17 protein-coding genes are annotated in these 17,527 nt (G+C 70.3%); 11 read left to right on the top strand and 6 right to left on the bottom strand.

The window, feature by feature from the left end:
• Positions 1-62: 62 nt before the first annotated feature.
• Together ASD34_RS26445 and thiL are read left to right on the top strand one after the other, a co-directional pair.
• The gene (locus tag ASD34_RS26445; RefSeq protein ID WP_056584468.1) at positions 63-692 is read left to right on the top strand and encodes an isochorismatase family protein; all 630 of its coding nucleotides are present in this window, start codon (positions 63-65) and stop codon (positions 690-692) included.
• 168 nt (positions 693-860) lie between these two features.
• Positions 861-1,817, top strand: coding sequence for a thiamine-phosphate kinase (gene thiL / locus ASD34_RS26440; RefSeq protein WP_056584464.1), 957 nt, complete (start codon positions 861-863; stop codon positions 1,815-1,817).
• Positions 1,818-1,833: 16 nt separating this feature from the next.
• On the opposite strand, the gene ASD34_RS26435 is transcribed toward thiL, so the two are convergent.
• Positions 1,834-2,730 carry a LysR family transcriptional regulator gene (locus tag ASD34_RS26435; protein WP_056584461.1) on the bottom strand — a complete coding sequence of 299 codons (897 nt, stop codon included), beginning with the start codon at positions 2,728-2,730 and terminating at the stop codon, positions 1,834-1,836.
• 99 nt (positions 2,731-2,829) lie between these two features.
• Between ASD34_RS26435 and ASD34_RS26430 the strand changes: the two genes are divergently transcribed.
• A complete protein-coding gene (locus ASD34_RS26430; RefSeq protein WP_082549102.1) occupies positions 2,830-3,840 on the top strand; it encodes a tripartite tricarboxylate transporter substrate binding protein in 1,011 nt (336 codons plus the stop codon).
• A 19-nt stretch (positions 3,841-3,859) separates the two neighbouring features.
• Complete coding sequence (locus tag ASD34_RS26425) at positions 3,860-5,572, top strand: FAD-dependent oxidoreductase (RefSeq protein WP_056584458.1); 1,713 nt, start codon at positions 3,860-3,862, stop codon at positions 5,570-5,572.
• Here the strand turns inward: ASD34_RS26425 and ASD34_RS26420 are convergent.
• Complete coding sequence (locus tag ASD34_RS26420; protein ID WP_056584455.1) at positions 5,569-7,044, bottom strand: MFS transporter; 1,476 nt, start codon at positions 7,042-7,044, stop codon at positions 5,569-5,571. The two genes, ASD34_RS26425 and ASD34_RS26420, sit on opposite strands and share 4 nt — an antisense overlap.
• A gap of 159 nt (positions 7,045-7,203) precedes the next feature.
• Between ASD34_RS26420 and ASD34_RS26415 the strand changes: the two genes are divergently transcribed.
• Genes ASD34_RS26415 through ASD34_RS26400 form a run of 4 tightly spaced genes read left to right on the top strand, consistent with a single transcriptional unit; the run spans position 7,204 to position 9,152 of the window.
• Positions 7,204-7,758 carry a phosphatidylglycerophosphatase A gene (locus tag ASD34_RS26415; RefSeq protein WP_235510261.1) on the top strand — a complete coding sequence of 185 codons (555 nt, stop codon included), beginning with the start codon at positions 7,204-7,206 and terminating at the stop codon, positions 7,756-7,758.
• 5 nt (positions 7,759-7,763) lie between these two features.
• Positions 7,764-8,288, top strand: coding sequence for a CinA family protein (locus ASD34_RS26410; RefSeq protein WP_235510259.1), 525 nt, complete (start codon positions 7,764-7,766; stop codon positions 8,286-8,288).
• A gap of 46 nt (positions 8,289-8,334) precedes the next feature.
• The gene (locus ASD34_RS26405) at positions 8,335-8,835 is read left to right on the top strand and encodes a nuclear transport factor 2 family protein (RefSeq protein WP_056584448.1); all 501 of its coding nucleotides are present in this window, start codon (positions 8,335-8,337) and stop codon (positions 8,833-8,835) included.
• Positions 8,832-9,152 (top strand): GNAT family N-acetyltransferase, encoded by a 321-nt coding sequence (locus ASD34_RS26400; protein ID WP_056584445.1) that lies wholly within the window; start codon positions 8,832-8,834, stop codon positions 9,150-9,152. Before ASD34_RS26405 ends, ASD34_RS26400 begins: the two co-directional genes overlap by 4 nt.
• Here ASD34_RS26400 and ASD34_RS26395 read toward each other — a convergent pair.
• On the bottom strand, positions 9,142-10,380 hold the full coding sequence (locus ASD34_RS26395) for an MFS transporter (RefSeq protein ID WP_056584442.1): 1,239 nt from the start codon (positions 10,378-10,380) through the stop codon (positions 9,142-9,144). The two genes, ASD34_RS26400 and ASD34_RS26395, sit on opposite strands and share 11 nt — an antisense overlap.
• A gap of 33 nt (positions 10,381-10,413) precedes the next feature.
• The gene (locus tag ASD34_RS26390; RefSeq protein ID WP_056584440.1) at positions 10,414-11,208 is read right to left on the bottom strand and encodes a UPF0149 family protein; all 795 of its coding nucleotides are present in this window, start codon (positions 11,206-11,208) and stop codon (positions 10,414-10,416) included.
• A 69-nt stretch (positions 11,209-11,277) separates the two neighbouring features.
• Between ASD34_RS26390 and ASD34_RS26385 the strand changes: the two genes are divergently transcribed.
• Both ASD34_RS26385 and ASD34_RS26380 read left to right on the top strand, forming a co-directional pair.
• The gene (locus ASD34_RS26385) at positions 11,278-12,978 is read left to right on the top strand and encodes an FMN-binding glutamate synthase family protein (RefSeq protein WP_056584731.1); all 1,701 of its coding nucleotides are present in this window, start codon (positions 11,278-11,280) and stop codon (positions 12,976-12,978) included.
• Positions 12,975-13,889: a hypothetical protein gene (locus ASD34_RS26380; RefSeq protein WP_056584437.1), complete on the top strand. Its 915-nt coding sequence runs from the start codon at positions 12,975-12,977 to the stop codon at positions 13,887-13,889. Before ASD34_RS26385 ends, ASD34_RS26380 begins: the two co-directional genes overlap by 4 nt.
• Before the next feature lie 16 nt (positions 13,890-13,905).
• Here the strand turns inward: ASD34_RS26380 and ASD34_RS26375 are convergent, their stop codons facing one another.
• Together ASD34_RS26375 and ASD34_RS26370 are read right to left on the bottom strand one after the other, a co-directional pair.
• A complete protein-coding gene (locus tag ASD34_RS26375; protein WP_056584728.1) occupies positions 13,906-14,331 on the bottom strand; it encodes a putative toxin-antitoxin system toxin component, PIN family in 426 nt (141 codons plus the stop codon).
• A 47-nt stretch (positions 14,332-14,378) separates the two neighbouring features.
• A complete protein-coding gene (locus tag ASD34_RS26370) occupies positions 14,379-15,611 on the bottom strand; it encodes a THUMP domain-containing class I SAM-dependent RNA methyltransferase (RefSeq protein WP_056584434.1) in 1,233 nt (410 codons plus the stop codon).
• Between the two features lie 81 nt (positions 15,612-15,692).
• Between ASD34_RS26370 and ASD34_RS26365 the strand changes: the two genes are divergently transcribed.
• Positions 15,693-17,510, top strand: a complete 1,818-nt coding sequence (locus tag ASD34_RS26365; RefSeq protein WP_056584431.1) for a hybrid sensor histidine kinase/response regulator — start codon at positions 15,693-15,695, stop codon at positions 17,508-17,510.
• Positions 17,511-17,527 lie beyond the last annotated feature (17 nt).

Below are 17,527 nucleotides of genomic sequence, written 5' to 3'. Positions count from 1 at the left end.
CCAAACCCGTGGTGCGCGAAGAATCGAGCCATTCCAGACACAACCACCGAAGGAGATACCCCATGAGCCAGTCCGCACCGCGCCGCGCCCTCGTCGTCATCGACGTGCAGAACGAATACTTCGAAGGCGGCGGCCTGCCGATCGAATACCCGCCGGTCGAGAGCTCGCTGCCGAAGATCGCGCAGGCCATGGATGCCGCGCGTGCGGCCGGTGTGCCGGTGGTGGTGGTGCAGCACCACGCACCGAAAGGCGCGCCGGTGTTCCAGGCCGACAACTTCCATGGCCAGCTGCACCCCGAGATTGCGAAGCGCCCGCGCGACCACTTCATCACCAAGGCCTTCCCGAGCGTCTTCACCGGCACCGACTTCGCCGACTGGCTTGCGCGCCACGAGATCGACACGCTGAGCGTCACCGGCTACATGACGCAGAACTGCGACGCGTCCACCGTGTTCGAAGCCATGCACCGCGGGCTGAACGTGGAGTTCCTTTCGGACGCCACCGGCGCACTGCCTTACGAGAATGCGGCGGGCCGCGTGAGCGCCGAGGAAATCCACCGCGTGTTCAGCGTCGTGTTCCACAGCAACTTCGCCGCCGTGGCGACGACCGACGTGTGGATTGCTGCGCTGAAGAGCGGCACGGCGATCGAGAAGGACAACGTGGTCATGTCCAACCGCCGCGCGCGCGGCGTCTGACCCGCACGGGAAGTCAGGCCAGATCCAGCGGCTGCGGCGTCGGCTTCCCGTGCTTCACCGCGCTCTTCCTGAAGCCACGGCCGTTGGATCAAAAGGCGCCATCCGCCGTTCGCGGTAGCACGTGGGCGAACGGCCGACGGGGCGCCAGGTCGTTATGCTCTTCCCCCCATGGGTGAATTCGACCTGATCACACGCTATTTCAAACGTCCCGCCACGCGCTCGCCGCTGGGCGTGGGCGACGACTGCGCCTTGCTCGCGCCGGCCGCGGGCATGCAGCTCGCCGTGTCTTCCGACATGCTGGTGGAGGGGCGGCACTTTCTGTCGACCGTGGCGCCGGCCCGGCTCGGCCACAAGGCGCTGGCCGTGAACCTCAGCGACCTGGCCGCCTGCGGTGCGAAGCCGCTGGCCTTCACGCTGGCGCTGGCATTGCCCGGCGTGGACGAGCCCTGGCTCGAAGGCTTTTCGCGCGGCCTGTTCGCCCTGGCCGACGCGCACGGCTGCGAACTGGTGGGTGGCGACACCACGCGCGGCCCGCTCAACATCTGCATCACCGTGTTCGGCGAGGTGCCGGCCGGCGCCGCGCTGCTGCGCTCGGGCGCGCGCGCGGGCGACGACCTGTGGGTGAGCGGCTCGCTCGGCGACGCGCGGCTGGCGCTCGAGGTGTTCCGCGGCACGCTCGCGCTGTCGGCCACGGCCTTCGACGCGGCCCGCACCCGCATGGAGCAACCCACGCCGCGCGTGGCGCTGGGGCAGGCGCTGCGAGGCATCGCCACATCGGCGGTGGACGTGAGCGACGGCCTCATCGGCGACCTGGGCCACATCCTCGCGTCGAGCCGCGTGGGCGCCACGCTCGACGCCGACGCGGCCACCGCGCTGATCGCCGTCGACACCGCGGGCCTGCGCACCGAGGCGCTGCGCACCTGCGCGCTCTCGGGCGGCGACGACTACGAGCTGGTGTTCACCGCGCCGGCCTCGGCCCGCGATGCGGTGGAGCAGGCCGGGCAGGCGAGCGCCACGCGCGTCACGCGCATCGGCCGCATCGAGGCCGACGCGGGTTTGCGCATCGTCGATGCGGGCGGCGCGCCGGTGTCACAGCGCTTCGGCTCGTTCGACCACTTCGTCTGAGCACCCCCAGGATTCTCTAGAGGCTCTGCTTCAGCGCCTCGATGAACGCGCGCGCCGCCGCCGACAGCGAATGGCCGCGCTTGGTGACGATGCAGATGTCGCGCGCCACGCGTGGCGCGCTGAGCACCTTCACCACGAGCATCGGGTTCTTCTCGGCGCGCGCGAAGGCCGAGGGCATGATCGATGCGCCCATGCCGGCCGCCGTCATCCACAGCGCGGTGGACAGGAACGACACCTCGTTCACCACGTCGAGCGTCACGCCGGCGTCTGCCGCCGTGCCGTCGATCAGCGGGCGCACACCGTAGCCGGGGCGCACGGTGATGACGGGGTGGCGCCCCAGGTCGGACCAGCGCACCACGCGTGCCTTGGCCAGTGGATGGTCGATGCGGCACACCACGGCGAGGTGGTCGCGCATGAGGCGCTGCACCTCGACCTCGGGGCCGGGCCGCTCGGGCGTGCCGATGCCGAAGTCGACGTGCTCGCCGAGGATGCGCGAGATGAACTGGTCGGGCGCGCAGTCGTTCACCAGCACGCGAACTTTCGGGTGCTGTTCGCCGAAGGCGCGCAGCGCATCGGGCAATAAAAACCCGGCCAGCGTGGGCGTGATGGCCAACGTCACGCGGCCGCGCTCCAGCGTGGCGAGTTCGCGGAAATCGGCCGAGAGCGAATCGACGTCGCGCAGCACGCGCTCGACGGTGGAAATCATCTGTTCGGCTGCGGCCGTGGGCTTGAGCGCACGCGTGGTGCGATCGAACAGGCGCGTGCCCAGGCCTTCTTCGAGCTGGCGGATCAGCATGCTCACGGCCGACTGCGTGACGAACAGCCGCGTGGCCGCGGCGCCGAGCTTGCGCAGCTGGTAGACCGCGAGGAACGCACGCAGCTGGCGGATCGTAGGACTGAAGTTCGTATTCATCAGAAAATTTGAAAAATCATTCGGAATTTCTTGATTTACGAATGAATCCTGCCATCGTTCAATCTCCCATCAAAGCACCGGATTCAAGGAGAGGCACGAATGACAGCACCCATCGCCCGCGACATGCGCGCATTTCAGAAGCGATGGCTGTGGGCTGCGGCCGGTGCGCTGCTGGCCAGCACCGCCCTCGCGCAAGTTCCCGCCGGCGATGCCTTCCCCGCCAAGCCGATCCGCATGGTCGTGACATTCCCGCCCGGCGGCAGCGCCGACGGCGTGGTGCGCATGCTGGTGCCGCGCCTGAACGAGAAGCTGGGCCAGCAGGTGGTGGTCGACAACCGCCCCGGCGCGGGCGGCAACGTCGGGCTCACGCTGGTCGCCAAGGCACCGGGCGATGGCTACACGCTGGGCGTGGGCGCGGCAGGCGCGCTGGCGGCCAACGTGAGCCTGTACACGCAGATGCCTTTCGATCCGCAGAAAGACCTGAAGCCGGTGGGCATGCTGGCGGCCATTCCGTTCGTGCTGGTCGGCCACCCCTCGGTGGCGGCGAAGACGCAGCGCGAACTCATCGCGCTGGCGAAGGCGAAGCCGGGCACGCTGTCGATCGGCCATGGCGGCAACGGCACGGCCATGCACCTGTCGGCGGCGCTGTTCAACCAGATGGCGGGCACGCGGCTGGTCGAGGTGCCCTACCGCGGCTCGGGCCCGGCCGCGCTCGACGTGCTCGGCGGGCAGATTCCGCTCGCGGTGGTCGACCTGCCCTCGTCGCTGCAGCAGATCCGCGCCGGCAAGCTCGTGGCCTTCGCCGTGACCAGCCCGCAGCGCCTGCCGATGCTGCCCGAGGTGCCGACGGTGGCCGAGGCCGGCCTGCCGGGCTACGACTCGACCGGCTGGTTCGGCGTGGTCGCGCCGGCCGGCACGCCGGCGCCGGTGGTGGCGCGGCTCAATGCCGAACTGAATGCCGCGCTCGGCGACGAACAGACAAAGACCGCGATGCGCGCGCTCGGCGTGGAACCCGCGCCGGGCACGGTCGAATCCTTCGACAACTACATCCGCGCCGAGACGAAGAAGTGGGCCCAGGTGATCCAGGACGCCCACATCAAGCTCGATTGAACGACAAGACGATAGAGACATGACGACGACCGCCGACACCCCGATGCAAGCCGACGTGCTGATCGTCGGCGCCGGCCCCGTGGGCCTCACGCTGGCGATGGACCTGGCCTCGCGCGGCGTGACCGTGATCCTGTGCGAAACGCGCCGCTTTGCCGAACCGCCGAACGTGAAGTGCAACCATGTCGCCTCGCGCACCATGGAGCAGTTCCGCCGCCTGGGCGTGGCGCAGCAGCTGCGCGATGCGGGGCTGCCGGCCGACCATCCGAACGATGTGGTGTTCCGCACCTCGGTGACGGGCACTGAGCTCACGCGCATTCCGATCCCGTGCCGGCGCGACCGCTACACCGAAACCGAGGGCCCCGATGCGTGGTGGCCCACGCCGGAGCCGCCGCACCGAATCAACCAGATCTACCTCGAGCCGATCCTGCTGAAGCACACGGCCGCGCTGCCGGGCGTGACGCTGTGCAACCGTACGCAGTTCGAGCGCTTCACACAGGACGCCGACGGCGTGAGCGCCATCGCCACCGACATGGACAGCGGCGCCACGCGCAGCATCCGCTGCCGCTACATGGTCGGCTGCGACGGCGGCAGCTCACCGGTGCGCAAGCAGATCGGCGCGAAGCTCGAAGGCACGGCCGTGATCCAGCGCGTGCAGTCGACCTTCATTCGCGCGCCGCAACTGCGCGCGCTGATTCCGGGCAAACCAGCGTGGTCGTACTACGCCATGAACCCGCGCCGCTGCGGCACGATGTTCGCCATCGACGGCCACGAGACCTGGCTGGTGCACAACCACCTGAACGCCGAAGAGCCCGAGTTCGATTCGGTCGATCGCGACACCTCGATCCGCGAGATCCTGGGCGTGGGGCCCGACTTTCACTACGACATCATCAGCAAGGAAGACTGGATCGGCCGGCGCCTCGTGGCCACGCGCTTCCGTGAAGGCCGCGTGTTCCTCGCGGGCGACGCCGCGCACCTGTGGGTGCCCTACGCGGGCTACGGCATGAATGCCGGCATCGCCGACGCGCTCAACCTCTCATGGCTGCTGGGCGCCTGCGTGCAGGGCTGGGCCGACGAGGCCATCCTCGACGCCTACGAGGCCGAGCGGTTGCCGATCACCGAGCAGGTGTCGCAGTTCGCGATGGACCATGCGCAGAAGATGATCCGCGCGCGCCGCGCCGTGCCGCCCGACATCGAGGCGCCCGGCCCCGCGGGCGACGCGCTGCGCGCCGAGATCGGCCGCGAGGCGTATGCGCTCAACGTGCAGCAGTTCTGCTGCGGGGGCCTGAACTTCGGCTACTTCTACACCGGCTCGCCGATCATCGTGCCCGACGGCGAGCACCGCGCGCCGCCGTACTCGATGGGCGAGTTCACGCCCTCTACCGTGCCCGGCTGCCGCGCGCCTCATTTCTGGCTGGCCGACGGGCGCTCGCTGTACGACGCCTTCGGTCCGGGCTACACGCTGCTGCGCTTCGACCGCAGCGTGGACGTGCGCCCGCTGGAGCGCGCCGCCGCCACGTACCGCATGCCGCTCACGGTGCTCGACATCGAGACCGCAAGCCTGCCCAAGGCCTATGCGCACCGGCTCGTGATGTGCCGCGCCGACCAGCACATTGCGTGGCGCGGCGCGCACCTGCCGGCCGACGTGTACGACCTCGTCGCCACCTTGCGCGGCGAATCGCGGCGCGAGCGTGGACGCCGCCGGGCCTTGGCCTGGGAAGGCGTGCTCGCCTAACGGGGGCGCCGCGCCGCCGCGCGCGATGCCAGCCAGGCGGCGATGGCAGGCGCCAGCGCGAAGGCGGCGAACAACCAGATCGCTGCGCTGCGCGCACCGGCTATGCCACCGGGCACCGTGAGCCCCGCCGCATTCGCCACCAGCCCGGCCACGGCCGCGCCGACGGCCATGCCGTACAGCTGCACGGTGGTGATCGAGGCGGAGGCCAGCCCCTCTTCGCCGCGCGGCGCGAGCGCCATCACGCGCGTCAGCAGGTGCGGCCACCCGATGCCCACGCCGAAGCCGACGGCGGCCAGCGCCACGGCCACGAGCGCGGTCTCGACGTGAGCCTCGAGCGCACCGGGCGTCGGCAACAGCCACGCGAGCGCCAGCAGGCCGGCCGTGCAGACCACCGGTCCGGCGCGCAGCATGCGATCGGCGCTCGTGCCATGGCGGCCCGACGAGAGCAGCGAGCCGATGCTCCAGCCGCCCGCCATCGCCGCCGTGAGGTAGCCCGCCGCGAGCGGCGTGTGGCCATGCAGCAGTTGCAGGAAGTAGGGCACGAAGATCTCGGTGGTGGTGCCGATCAGCAGCAGCGCCACGCTCGCGTAGATGGCGCCCAACGGCGTGCCGAGTGCATAGGCGCCGGTCGGCAGCAGGCGCACGGCGCCCACGCCCTGGGCATGGCGGTCGATGCGGGTGGCGGCAAAACCGATGGCCAGGCCGAGCATCACACCCACCGCCTGTCCCGCGAGGCCGGGCCAGAAGCCGCTGGCCGCGATCACCAGCACCGACAGCGCCAGCAGCGCGATCTGCGGCGCCGGCACGCGCGGCATCTGCGCCGGCCGGTCATGCCGGATGCCCGCCGCGGGCCGCAACTGCACCGCCACCAGCAGGGCCTGCGCCGCCGCCACCGGCAGCAGCGCCCAGAAGGCCCAGCGCCAATGGCCGGCCTGCGCGAACAGTCCGCCCACGGCCGGTCCGCACAGCGTGGCGACGCCCCACATGCCTGATACGAGCGCCACCGCGCGCGGCCACAGCCGAGGCTCGAACACACGCTGGATCAGCCCATAGCTCAGCGCCGCCAGCAGGCCGCCGCCCAGGCCCTGCACCGTGCGCCCCGTGAGCAGCCACGGCATGGCCGGCGCCAGCGCGCAGCCCACCGAGCCGGCGGTGAACACGGCCAGCGCCACGAGGCAAGCGCCGCGCGGTCCGCGCGCGGCCAACAGCCGCACCGAGAGCGTAGCCCCGAGGATCGAGCCGACCACGAACAAGGTCGTGCTCCAGGCGTACCAGTCGAGCCCGCCGATCTCGCGCACCACCGAGGGCAGCACGGTCGTCACGATGTGGACGTTGACCGCGTGCAAGGCGACGCCGCCGGTCAGCGCCAGCGCGCGCCAGCCGTTGCGCCCGCTGAACAGGTCGCGCCACGCGGCAGTGGGCGACGACGCGCCAACGGCGGCAGCTTCGAGGGAAGAGGAGGAAGACGACATGGGAACGAAGGAGAACGCAAAAGGAGCCTGGATACTAGGCGGCGGTCTTCAATTAAACAAGTTATTGCTTTGATAAATAAAAACTTCAGTGCGCAGCCGCCGAACGGGATGCGCGACACTTCGAAACCGATGCACGCCGCTTCTTCCTCCTCTTCTTCGATGGATTCTTCTCCCGCCACCGGCGCACTGCCCCGTTCCCCGATGCGCCGTCCCACCCTGCACTTCCTGCTCTCGCACCCCGCGCATTTCATTGCGCTGGGCTTCGGCTCGGGGCTGTCGCGCTTCGCCCCCGGCACCGTCGGCACGCTGTGGGCCTGGGCCGCCTTCGTGGTGATGCAGCTGTGGTTCACGCCCGCGACCATCGGCTGGATCATCCTCGCCGGCCTGCCGATCGGCTGGTGGGCCTGCACGGTCGCTGCGCGCAACATGAACGTGGCCGACCCCGGCGCCATCGTGTGGGACGAAATCGTCGCCTTCTGGCTCGTGCTCTGGCTGGTGACGCCGGCCGGCCTGTGGGCGCAGGTCGCGGCCTTTGCGCTGTTCCGTTATTTCGATGCCGCCAAGCCCGGCCCCGTGGGTTGGGCCGACGCCGCCTTCAAGCCCCGCGACCCCGCGCGCGTGCAGTGGTGGCGCGCCGGCTTCGGCATTCTTCTGGACGACCTCGTGGCGGCCTTCTGCACGCTGCTGGTCATTGCGCTGTGGCGCGCATGGTGAACCCGATGGAATCCTTCACTCCTTCCAACGCCTCCGCGCTGGCCGAACACGACACACCCGCGCTCGTCGCCACGCTGGCCGAGCGGCTGCAGGCCCGGGGCTGGATGATGGCCACCGCCGAAAGCTGCACCGGCGGCCTGATCGCCGGCGCCTGCACCGACCTCGCGGGCTCCAGCGCGTGGTTCGAGCGCGGCTTTGTCACCTACTCGAACGCCGCGAAGACCGAGATGCTGGGCGTGGACGCCGCGCTGATCGACGCCCACGGCGCGGTCAGCGAGCCCGTGGCGCGCGCGATGGCCGAAGGCGCCATTGCCCGCGGCGCCCCGGCGCGTGCGTCCGTGGCCGTGACAGGTGTGGCCGGCCCCACAGGCGGCTCGCCCGACAAGCCCGTGGGCACGGTGTGGTTCGGCTGGTCGGTCGACGGGCAGGTGCGCACCGAGCGCCGCCGCTTCGACGGCGACCGCGCCGCCGTGCGCGCAGCCACGGTGCACTACGCGCTGCAGACGCTGATCCAACTCCTGCCACGCTGATCGCGCCGCATCCGACGATGATCCGACATCACCACCGCGAGGTTTCATGACCACAGCAGCCATCCACGCCGAGACCATCGAGCGCTTCTACAGCGCGTTCTCGCAACTCGACGCCGCCACCATGGCCACCTGCTACGCGCCCGACGCGGTGTTCGACGACGAGGCTTTTTCGCTGCGCGGCCGGCGCGAGATCGGTGGCATGTGGCGCATGCTGTGCGACGCCACGAAGGCCAAGGGCGCCGATGTGTGGCGCCTGAACTGGCGCGACGTGCAGGCCGACGCCACCACCGGCAGCGCCCACTGGGACGCCCATTACCGCTTCAGCGCCACCGGCCGCCTGGTCGACAACAGCATCGACGCGCGCTTCACCTTCACGCCCGACGGCCTCATCGCCACGCACCGCGACAGCTTCCCGTTCTGGACCTGGTCGCGGCAGGCGCTGGGCACGCCGGGCCTGCTGCTGGGCTGGACGCCGATGCTGCGCAACAAGGTGCGCGCCACGGCGGCTGCCAATCTCGCCAACTTTCTTGCACGCCAACCCTCATGACCACACCTTCGATCGCACTCACCTTCACCAACAACGAAGCGCAGCACCGCTACGAGGCTGCGCTCGACGGCAAGCTCGCGGCCTATGCCGAGTACAACCTGCTGACCGACGCGATCATGTTCACGCACACCGAGGTGCTGCCCGAGCATGAGGGCAAGGGCGTGGGTTCGGGCATTGCGAGGCACGTGCTCGACGAGGCGCGCGCCGCCGGGCGGCATGTGATTCCGGTGTGCCAGTTCATCGCGGGCTACATCCGCAAGCACCGCGAGTACGCCGACCTGGTCCGGCCGGACATCCAGCGCGCCTTCAAGATCTGACGGAAGCCGCCTTCGGCGCGGGCAGCCAAGCGAAGGCGGCGACGCCGATCACCAGCAGCACCGCAATGACTGCCAGCACGGCGGTCAGCGGATCACCGCCGTGCGCCGCGGCCACCGAGGCGGCCACGCCCGTGCCCCACTGCATGAACGCGACGCCCAGGAACATCGCCATGGTGAAGACCGCCATCGCGCGGCCCGTGAGCGCGGCCGGGTAGGCCACGCGCACGTCGGCGTACTGCCAGACGATGAAGCCCGAGAGCACGCCGATGAGCACCATGCCCGCGATGTCGAGCCAGGCGGAGTGCAGCACGGCGATGAGCGCGAACAGCCCGGCGTAGACGAGGCCGCAGGCCACGATCCAGCGGCGGCGCGCGGCACCGTCGCGGTCGAGGCGGCCGAACAGCGGCGCGCCGAACAGCGAGATCACCGACACCACGAGCGCGACGTTGCCGCTCTGCACCAGCGAGTAGCCGTGGCGTTCCATCATCAGCGGACCGAGCCACAGCCCGCGCAGCGAGATGAAGGCCGCGTACGTCACCGCGCCCAGCACCATGATGCCGAGCGTGTGCGGCATGGCGAACAGCGCGCCGAACTGGCGCACCGCAGCGGGAATCGACTCTTTCTGCTGCGGCACGGCCGACGCGGGCTCGTGCACCCAGCGCCAGATCGCGAGCCAGGCCAGCGCCGATGCCAACGAGAGCACCAGGAAGCCTGCGCGCCACGAGTACGCCTGCACCAGCCACGCGAGCGGCGTGCCGGTGGCCAGCATGCCCAGGCCGCCGATGGCCAGCACCATGCCCGAGACGGTCGCAAAACGCGCCGCCGGAAAGTGCCGCGCGATGAACACCGTGCACACCAGGAAGGCCGGCGCGCAGCCGACGCCGATGAGCGCCTGCCCGGCCACGAGCACGAGGTAGTTCGACGACACGGCCGACAGCAGCGCGCCCGCGATCGCGACCGGAAAGGCCACGAGCACGGTGCGGCGCACGCCGTGCAGGTCGATGCCGATGCCCATGAAGAGCTGCATCGCGCCGAACGCAAAGTGAAAAGCCCCCGAGAAGATCCCGAGGGCCTGGGCGGAAAGATGAAAGTCCGCCTGCAGCGGACTGGCCATGATGGCGCCCACGGTGCGGAACGCCTGGCTCAGCGCGACACCCGCACACAACGCCAGGACCATGACCCAGGCGGCGCGGGATGTCAGAGGCTGTGCTGCGGGCGTGGGGCTCATGGACAGGGGCGATCGCCGGAGGACCGTGCCCGCTCACTCACCGTGGCACTTCTTGTACTTCTTGCCGCTGCCGCAGGGGCACGGATCGTTGCGGCCCGGCGTGGCTTCCTTGCGGATCGTCTCGACCTTCGGGCCGAGGCTCTTCCAGAGCTGGCGCAGGTCGTAAACCGCCCAGATCGCGGCGCCGAAGTCGTCCAGGCGCTGCTGGCTCACGCTGGGCGGGCCGTTCTCGTCGTACATCGACAGCGTGGGCTTGGCGGTGTCGTCCTCGGTCAGCGCGACGATGTTGTCGAGCGCGTCGTCGAGCATCTGCGCGGCTTCCTTGTCGCGCGGCGCGGCCCAGTCTTCGGGCCAGTTCTCGACCGCGTACATGAAGCCCAGCGCCCAGACCTGGGCGAACGAGGGAATCTCTTCGCCGGCCATTTCCGCGCGTTCTTCCTCGGGCAGCGAGGCGATGGCGCCGCGCGTGTCGAGCACTTCGGGCTGCCAGCTGCGTTCGTCTTCGAGCGATTCGACCGGGGCGTCGAGGCCTTCCTCGATCTCGCGCCAGCGGCGCTTCCAGTTCCAGACGAACTCCATGTGCTGGGCCGGCACGAAGTGGTCGCCCAGCAGCACGGGCCAGTATTCGGTGGGATCGATGGGACGGCGCGTGCAGATCAGCGCGGCCATGAAGCCTTCGCAGAACTCCCACTGGGGAATTTCCTCGTCGTCCTCGCGCATGGCGTCGAGCGCGGTGTCGAGGGCGTCGAAGTCGTCGGGACCCAGGGCTTGGGGAGGCGTCGCCGGGGCGGTGTCAGGGGTATCGGGGGTCTCTGGGGTGGTCGTCATGGCAGCAGTCACGGCAGGTTGGGAGCAGCCCTCTATGATGCAGCAGGCTCCTGCCGACATCTGATGACCATGCCCACGATTATTCCGTTTCCCGCACGCTACAGCGCGTTCGCCCTGTGTGTACTCGGCTTGGTGGCCTGCCTGGCGATGGTTCTGGCCTCGCCACACCTGTGGCTTGCCTGGGTCGGCGTGGTCGTTTTCGCGGTGCTCACGGGCACCGGCGTGCACGACCTGCGCCAGGCGCGCCACGCCATCCTGCGCAACTACCCGGTCATCGGGCACCTGCGCTTTCTGCTCGAATTCATCCGCCCCGAGATCCGCCAGTACTTCATCGAAAGCGACGCCGAGGCCGCGCCGTTCTCGCGCGCCCAGCGCTCGCTGGTGTACCAGCGCGCCAAGGGCGAGCCCGACAACCGGCCCTTCGGCACGCAGCTGAACGTGTCGGCCGCAGGCTACGAGTGGATCAATCACTCGATGCAGCCCACGAAGCTGGACGGGCACGATTTCCGCATCGTGATCGGCGGCACGCCGCAGCCGGCCGATGCGAACCCGGCGCAGGTCTGCACGCAGCCTTACAGCGCAAGCGTTTTCAACATCTCGGCGATGAGCTTCGGCGCCTTGTCGGCCAACGCCATCCTGGCGCTGAACCAGGGTGCGCAGATGGGTGGCTTTGCGCACGACACGGGCGAGGGCTCGATCTCGCAGCACCACCGCGTGCACGGCGGCGACCTCATCTGGGAAATCGGCTCGGGCTACTTCGGCTGCCGCAACGACGACGGCACCTTCAACGCCGAGCGCTTCACCGCCAATGCGCGCGACCCGCAGGTGAAGATGATCGAGATCAAGCTCAGCCAGGGCGCCAAGCCCGGCCACGGCGGCGTGCTGCCGGCGGCCAAGGTCACGCCCGAGATCGCGGCGGCGCGCGGCGTGCCGGTGGGCGTGGACTGCGTCTCGCCCTCGTCGCACAGCGCGTTCTCCACGCCGACCGAGATGATGCATTTCATCGCCAGGCTGCGCGAGCTGTCGGGCGGCAAGCCGACCGGCTTCAAGTTCTGCCTCGGCCACCCGTGGGAATGGTTCGGCATCGTCAAGGCGATGCAGGCCACCGGCATCACGCCCGACTTCATCGTGGTCGACGGCGCCGAGGGCGGCACGGGCGCGGCGCCGGTCGAGTTCAGCGATCACGTCGGCGCGCCGCTGCAGGAAGGCCTGCTGCTGGTGCACAACACGCTGATCGGCGTGAACCTGCGCCACCGCATCAAGATCGGCTGCGCCGCCAAGGTGATCACTGCCTTCGACGTGGCGCGCATGATGGCGCTGGGCGCCGACTGGTGCAACGCGGCGCGCGGTTTCATGATGGCGCTGGGCTGCATCCAGGCGCAGAGCTGCCACACCGGCCACTGCCCGACCGGCGTGACCACGCAGGACCCGGTGCGCCAGCAGGCGCTGGTGGTGCCGACCAAGGCCGATCGCGTGCGCAACTTCCACCGCAGCACGCTGCATGCGCTGCAGGAGCTGGTGCAGGCCGCGGGCCTGGACCATCCGCAGCAGATCACCGCGCACCACATCGTGCGCCGCATCTCCGACACCGAGGTGCGCCTGTTGAGCAACCTGGTGATGCAGGTGCAGCCCGGCGCGCTGCTCGGGCCGCTCGACCACCAGCACACCGTGTTCCGCACCTACTGGCCGCTGGCCAGTGCACAGAGTTTCCAGCCCGTGACGCAGGGCCCTTACGGGCTGGCGGCGCCGGGCTATGCCATGGCCGCATGAATCCACTGAGACGAGGAGGCGCCGCGACGCGCCTGTACAGCCAACGGGGCGCCGCATCGGCGCCCGCGCCGCTCGAGGACGCTTCAGGCGCGGCGCCGTCTGCGCCCGGCGACTACGCCGAATTCCTGCGCGTGACGCTGCCCAAACAGGCCAAGAACGTGGCCAGCCACCGTTTCGGCAGCGAACGTGTCTGGCTCAAGAAGGCGGGTCCGCGCCACGGGAAGTGGGGCTACCGCGTGATGGCGCTGGTCGCGCGCCTGGCCGGCCTCGACGTGATCAAACCCGTGCCCAATCCGGGCGGCGAAGCCGCCATTGCCACCGAGGCCCGGCGCCTGAAGCAACTGGCCGCTGCAGGCCTGCGCGTGCCCGTGGTGCTGGCAGAGCAAGCCGATGGCCTGTTGATTTCCGACCTCGGCGAAAGCGGCCGTGCGACCGTGGTGCTGCAAGAGCGCATCGACCAGGCCGCCGCCGCCGGTCCGGCCGCCCTGCTCGCCGTGTGGCGCGAAGGCCTGGCCGCCATCGCCGCCGTGCACCTGCGCGGCCAGCACCTGAGCCAGGCCTTCGACCGCAACCTCGTGCAGTGCCCCGACGGCGTGATCGGCTACATCGATTTCGAGGACGACCCCGCCGAAGTCATGACGCTGGCCGAGTGCCAGGCGCGCGACTGGCTCAGCTACCTGCACTCCACGGCCATGATGCTGGAGGCCGCCGCGCCGCAGGCGGCGGGCCAGCACTGGCATGCGGCGCTTGGCGGCGTGAACGAGGAAGTGCGCGAGCGCATCGCGAACGCGGCGCGGCGCATGAAATGGGCGCAAAAGCTGCCGGCCAGCCGGCGGTGGGGACGCGATACGCAGCGCGTGCGGGCGGTGGCGCGGTTGCTGGGGCAGTGGTACGAGGTGAACAAGGGCTGAGACGGATCGGCGTGGCCTATGCCAGCGCCGCCCGCACCGCCACGCCCTGCAGTGCCAGCCGTTTCTTCATCGACAGCACCGCCTTGTCCTTGCTCAACAGCTGCGCTCCGTAGGCGACCGACAGGTCGATGAACACCTGGTCGTCCGGATCGCTGCACACGCACGGCGCACGCGCGGGCACCTCGGTGACCAGATGCACGCGCGCATCGAAATCGGCGAGCACGACGGGGATCGTCAGTTCGCGCCGGGCCATGCGCCTCGCGATCAGCGGGTAGCCGAGCACGCGCTCCAGTTCGCTGCGCATCGCGGGCGTGGCCAGCCAGCGCAGCGCGCCGCGCGCGAGGTCGTCGACCAGCGGCGCCCAGGCGGGGTCTTCGAAGACCAGCAGGTCCAGGGCGATGTTGGTGTCGATGACGACCCACCCGACCGCCGGGGTTCCCACGGCCTCTTCGGGGATCGCGGGCGCCAACGCCACGGCCGGCTGTGCGCTCACTTGCGCGCCGAGCCCGCCACCATGTCGAAGCGGAACAGCCGGCATTCGATGGGGCCGTTCCACATCGGCACGCGGCGCGACTCTTTCAGGCGCATCTGCCTGGGCAGCTTCAGGTCGGGCGTGAGCACCCAGGCGGTCCAGCCTGCGTAGTTCTTCTTCCAGTGGGTGGCGAGCTGCGGAAAGAAGTCGCCGCCATCGCCGCCCTCTCCATCCCCCGGGGTCTGGGCGGCCTCGCGGGCGCCGAAGCGCGCCACGCCGCCGACCTCGATGCGCTCGCCGTACGGCGGGTTGAGCATGATCACGCCGCCCTCGGCCGGCGGCATGCGCTGCAGGGCGTCGCCGCCGCGGAACTCGATGGCATCGGACACGCCGGCGCGCTGCGCGTTGCGCTCGGCGAAGTCGACCATGCGGTGCGACACGTCGGAGCCGAAGACGGCGATGTCGCTCGCGTGCTGCGCGTTGGCTGCCTCGTTCTTGATCGCCGCCCAGACGTGCGCCTGGAACGGCAGCAGCTTCTCGAAGCCGAAGCGCCTGAGCGATCCGGCGGCGATGCCGCGCGCGATCTGCGCGGCCTCGATGGCGATGGTGCCGCTGCCGCAGCAGGGGTCGTACAGCGGGGCCTTGGCGACTTCGCCGGTCTCGGGGTTCCACCAGCCGCTGGCGGCCAGCATGGCGGCGGCCAGGGTTTCCTTCAGCGGGGCATCGCCCTTGTCCTGGCGCCAGCCGCGCTTGAACAGCGGCTCACCCGAGGTGTCGATGTACAGCGTGCAGGTGTCGGTGGTCAGGTGCGCAAAGATGCGGCAGTCGGGCCACTGGGTCTCGATGCTGGGGCGCACGCCGTTGACCTTGGCGCGGAAGCGATCGGCCACGGCGTCCTTGATGCGCAGCGTGGCGAAGTTCAGGCTCTGCAGCGGGCTGTGCTGGGCCGTGGTCTCGATCTTGAAGGTCTGTTTGGGCGTGAACCAGATCTCCCAGGCCACGCCGCTCGCGATGGCGTACAGGTCGTTCTCGTTGCGGTAGGGCGCATGGGCCAGTTCGACCAGCACGCGCTGCGCGAGCCGGCTGTGCAGGTTGAGCTTGAGGCCGTCGCGCCAGTCGGCACGCACGCGCACGCCGCCGCGCAGGGTGAGCAGGTCCTGCCCGGCACGGCCGGTCAGGGCGTGCACCTCCTGGGCAAGGAATTCCTCGACGCCGGCGGCGCAAGGCAGGAAAAATGAGAGATCGTTCACGGAAAGTCGGCCATCGGGAAGCCCGCTAAGGGCCCCCATTGTCGCCGGGGCTGGGGCCTTCTCTATATAGTCGATTTGCCCATGACGCCCACCCCCGCCTCCGCGGCCCCCCCGGCAGACGCCCGCGACGGCGACCACCGCTTCGCGATCCAGTGCGAAGTGCTGCGGTTGTCGATCCGCCCGCTCGGGCCGGTGCTGCTGGTGCAATACCTGCTCAACTGCGGCGTGGCGGCGCTCTTCGCCTGGCAGTTCTCGCCGGCGCGCGCGCTGGTGTGGCTGGCGCTGGTCACCGGTGTCACGGTGATGCGCGGCTTCTTTGCGCAGCGCCTGCCCGAGCCGTTCACGCCCACGAATCTGCGCGAGGCCCAGCGCCGGCACACGCTGCGCACGGCCATCTGGGAGCTGGCGCACGGCCTGGCGGGCGTGCTGCTGTTCAACCCCGAGCGCCCCGATCTGCAGCTGCTGCTGGGCCTCATCCTCATGGGCATGACGCTGTCGTCGGCGTTCTCGGTGTCGTTCTACACGCCGGCCACGCAGCTGGCCATCACGCTGCTGCTGGCGCCGGTGATCGTCACGGGGCTGTGGCTCGGGGCGCCGGTGATGATGGCCGTCGCGGTGATCGGCATCGGCCTCACGGCGATGATGTGGAAGCTGGTGGCCGACCATTCGCGCCAGCTCGAGGAGAACATCGGCCTGCGGCTGAACGAGCGCACGCTGCGCGAACAGGCGCTGGCCGGCCTGCGCGCCTCCGAGCAGGCCCAGGCCGAGCGGCTGCGCTTCTTCTCGGCGGCCAACCACGACCTGCGCCAGCCGGTGATGGCCATCGGGCTGCAGGCCGAGGTGCTGCGCCAGCAGCTGCAGCACGGCACCGACAGCGCGGCCGTGCAGCACACGGTGGCCTCGCTCTCGCGCGCGCAGCAGGCGCTCGAGGGCCTGACCAACCAGCTGCTCGAAATCGGCCGCATCGAGGCCGCGGTCGATCCGCTGCGCCCTGCGGCGGTGGCGCTGGCGCCGCTGCTGAACGAGCTGGCGCGCCAGGCCGGCGAAGGCCGCGTCGCGGTGCGCAGCCCGGCCGATGCGGTGACCTGGACCGACGCGGTGGCGCTGCGCCGCGTGCTCTCCAACCTGCTGGACAACGCCCTCAAGTTCACCCCGCGCGGGCGCGTGCTGCTGGCCGTGCGGGCGCGCCGCCGGCCCGGCACTGACACCGGGCGTGCGTGGCGTATCGAGGTGCGCGACAGCGGCATCGGCATCGCGGCCGAATCGCAGGCGCGCGTGTTCGACGACTTCGAGCAGGTCGGCAACGTGGAGCGGAACCTGCAACACGGCCACGGGCTGGGGCTGGCGATCGTGCGACGGCTGGCCGGGCAGCTGGGCATCGAGGTCGCGCTGCGTTCGGCGCCGGGCAAGGGCTCGGTCTTCAGCTTCGAGCTGCCGGCCGCGCGGCCCGGTGCGGCGACCGTGCCGGCGCCTGCGCCCACCGTGGCGATGGACGTACCCGACGCAGACGCCGCGCTGCGCCCCGGGCTGGCCGTGCTGGTGGTCGAAGACAACATCGTGGTGGCCGATAGCCTCTCCGCGCTGCTGCGGCACTGGCATGTGGCGCCGCGCGTCTACGCCAGCGCCGCCGAGGCGCTCGCGCTGGCCGACCTGGACGCGCTCGACGTCGCGCTGTGCGACATCCGCCTGCCCGGCGCGTTCAACGGCATCGCGCTGGCCGAGCGGCTGGCGCAGCGCAAGCCTACGCTGACCATCGCCTTGATCTCGGCCGACATCACCGAAGCCACGCAGCAGCTGGCCGCCGCGCGCGGCTGGCACGCGCTGCGCAAGCCGGTGCAGCCGGACGACCTGCGGCGCGTGCTGCTGCGGGCCCAGCAACAACCAACGCCGTCGTCGTAGCGGCCCTCGGCGCGGGC

Source organism: Variovorax sp. Root473, from assembly GCF_001426505.1.
In the GTDB taxonomy this organism is placed as follows: domain Bacteria; phylum Pseudomonadota; class Gammaproteobacteria; order Burkholderiales; family Burkholderiaceae_C; genus Variovorax.
Note: the sequence above shows the minus strand (reverse complement) of the source record. Positions and strands in the feature narration are given on the sequence as shown.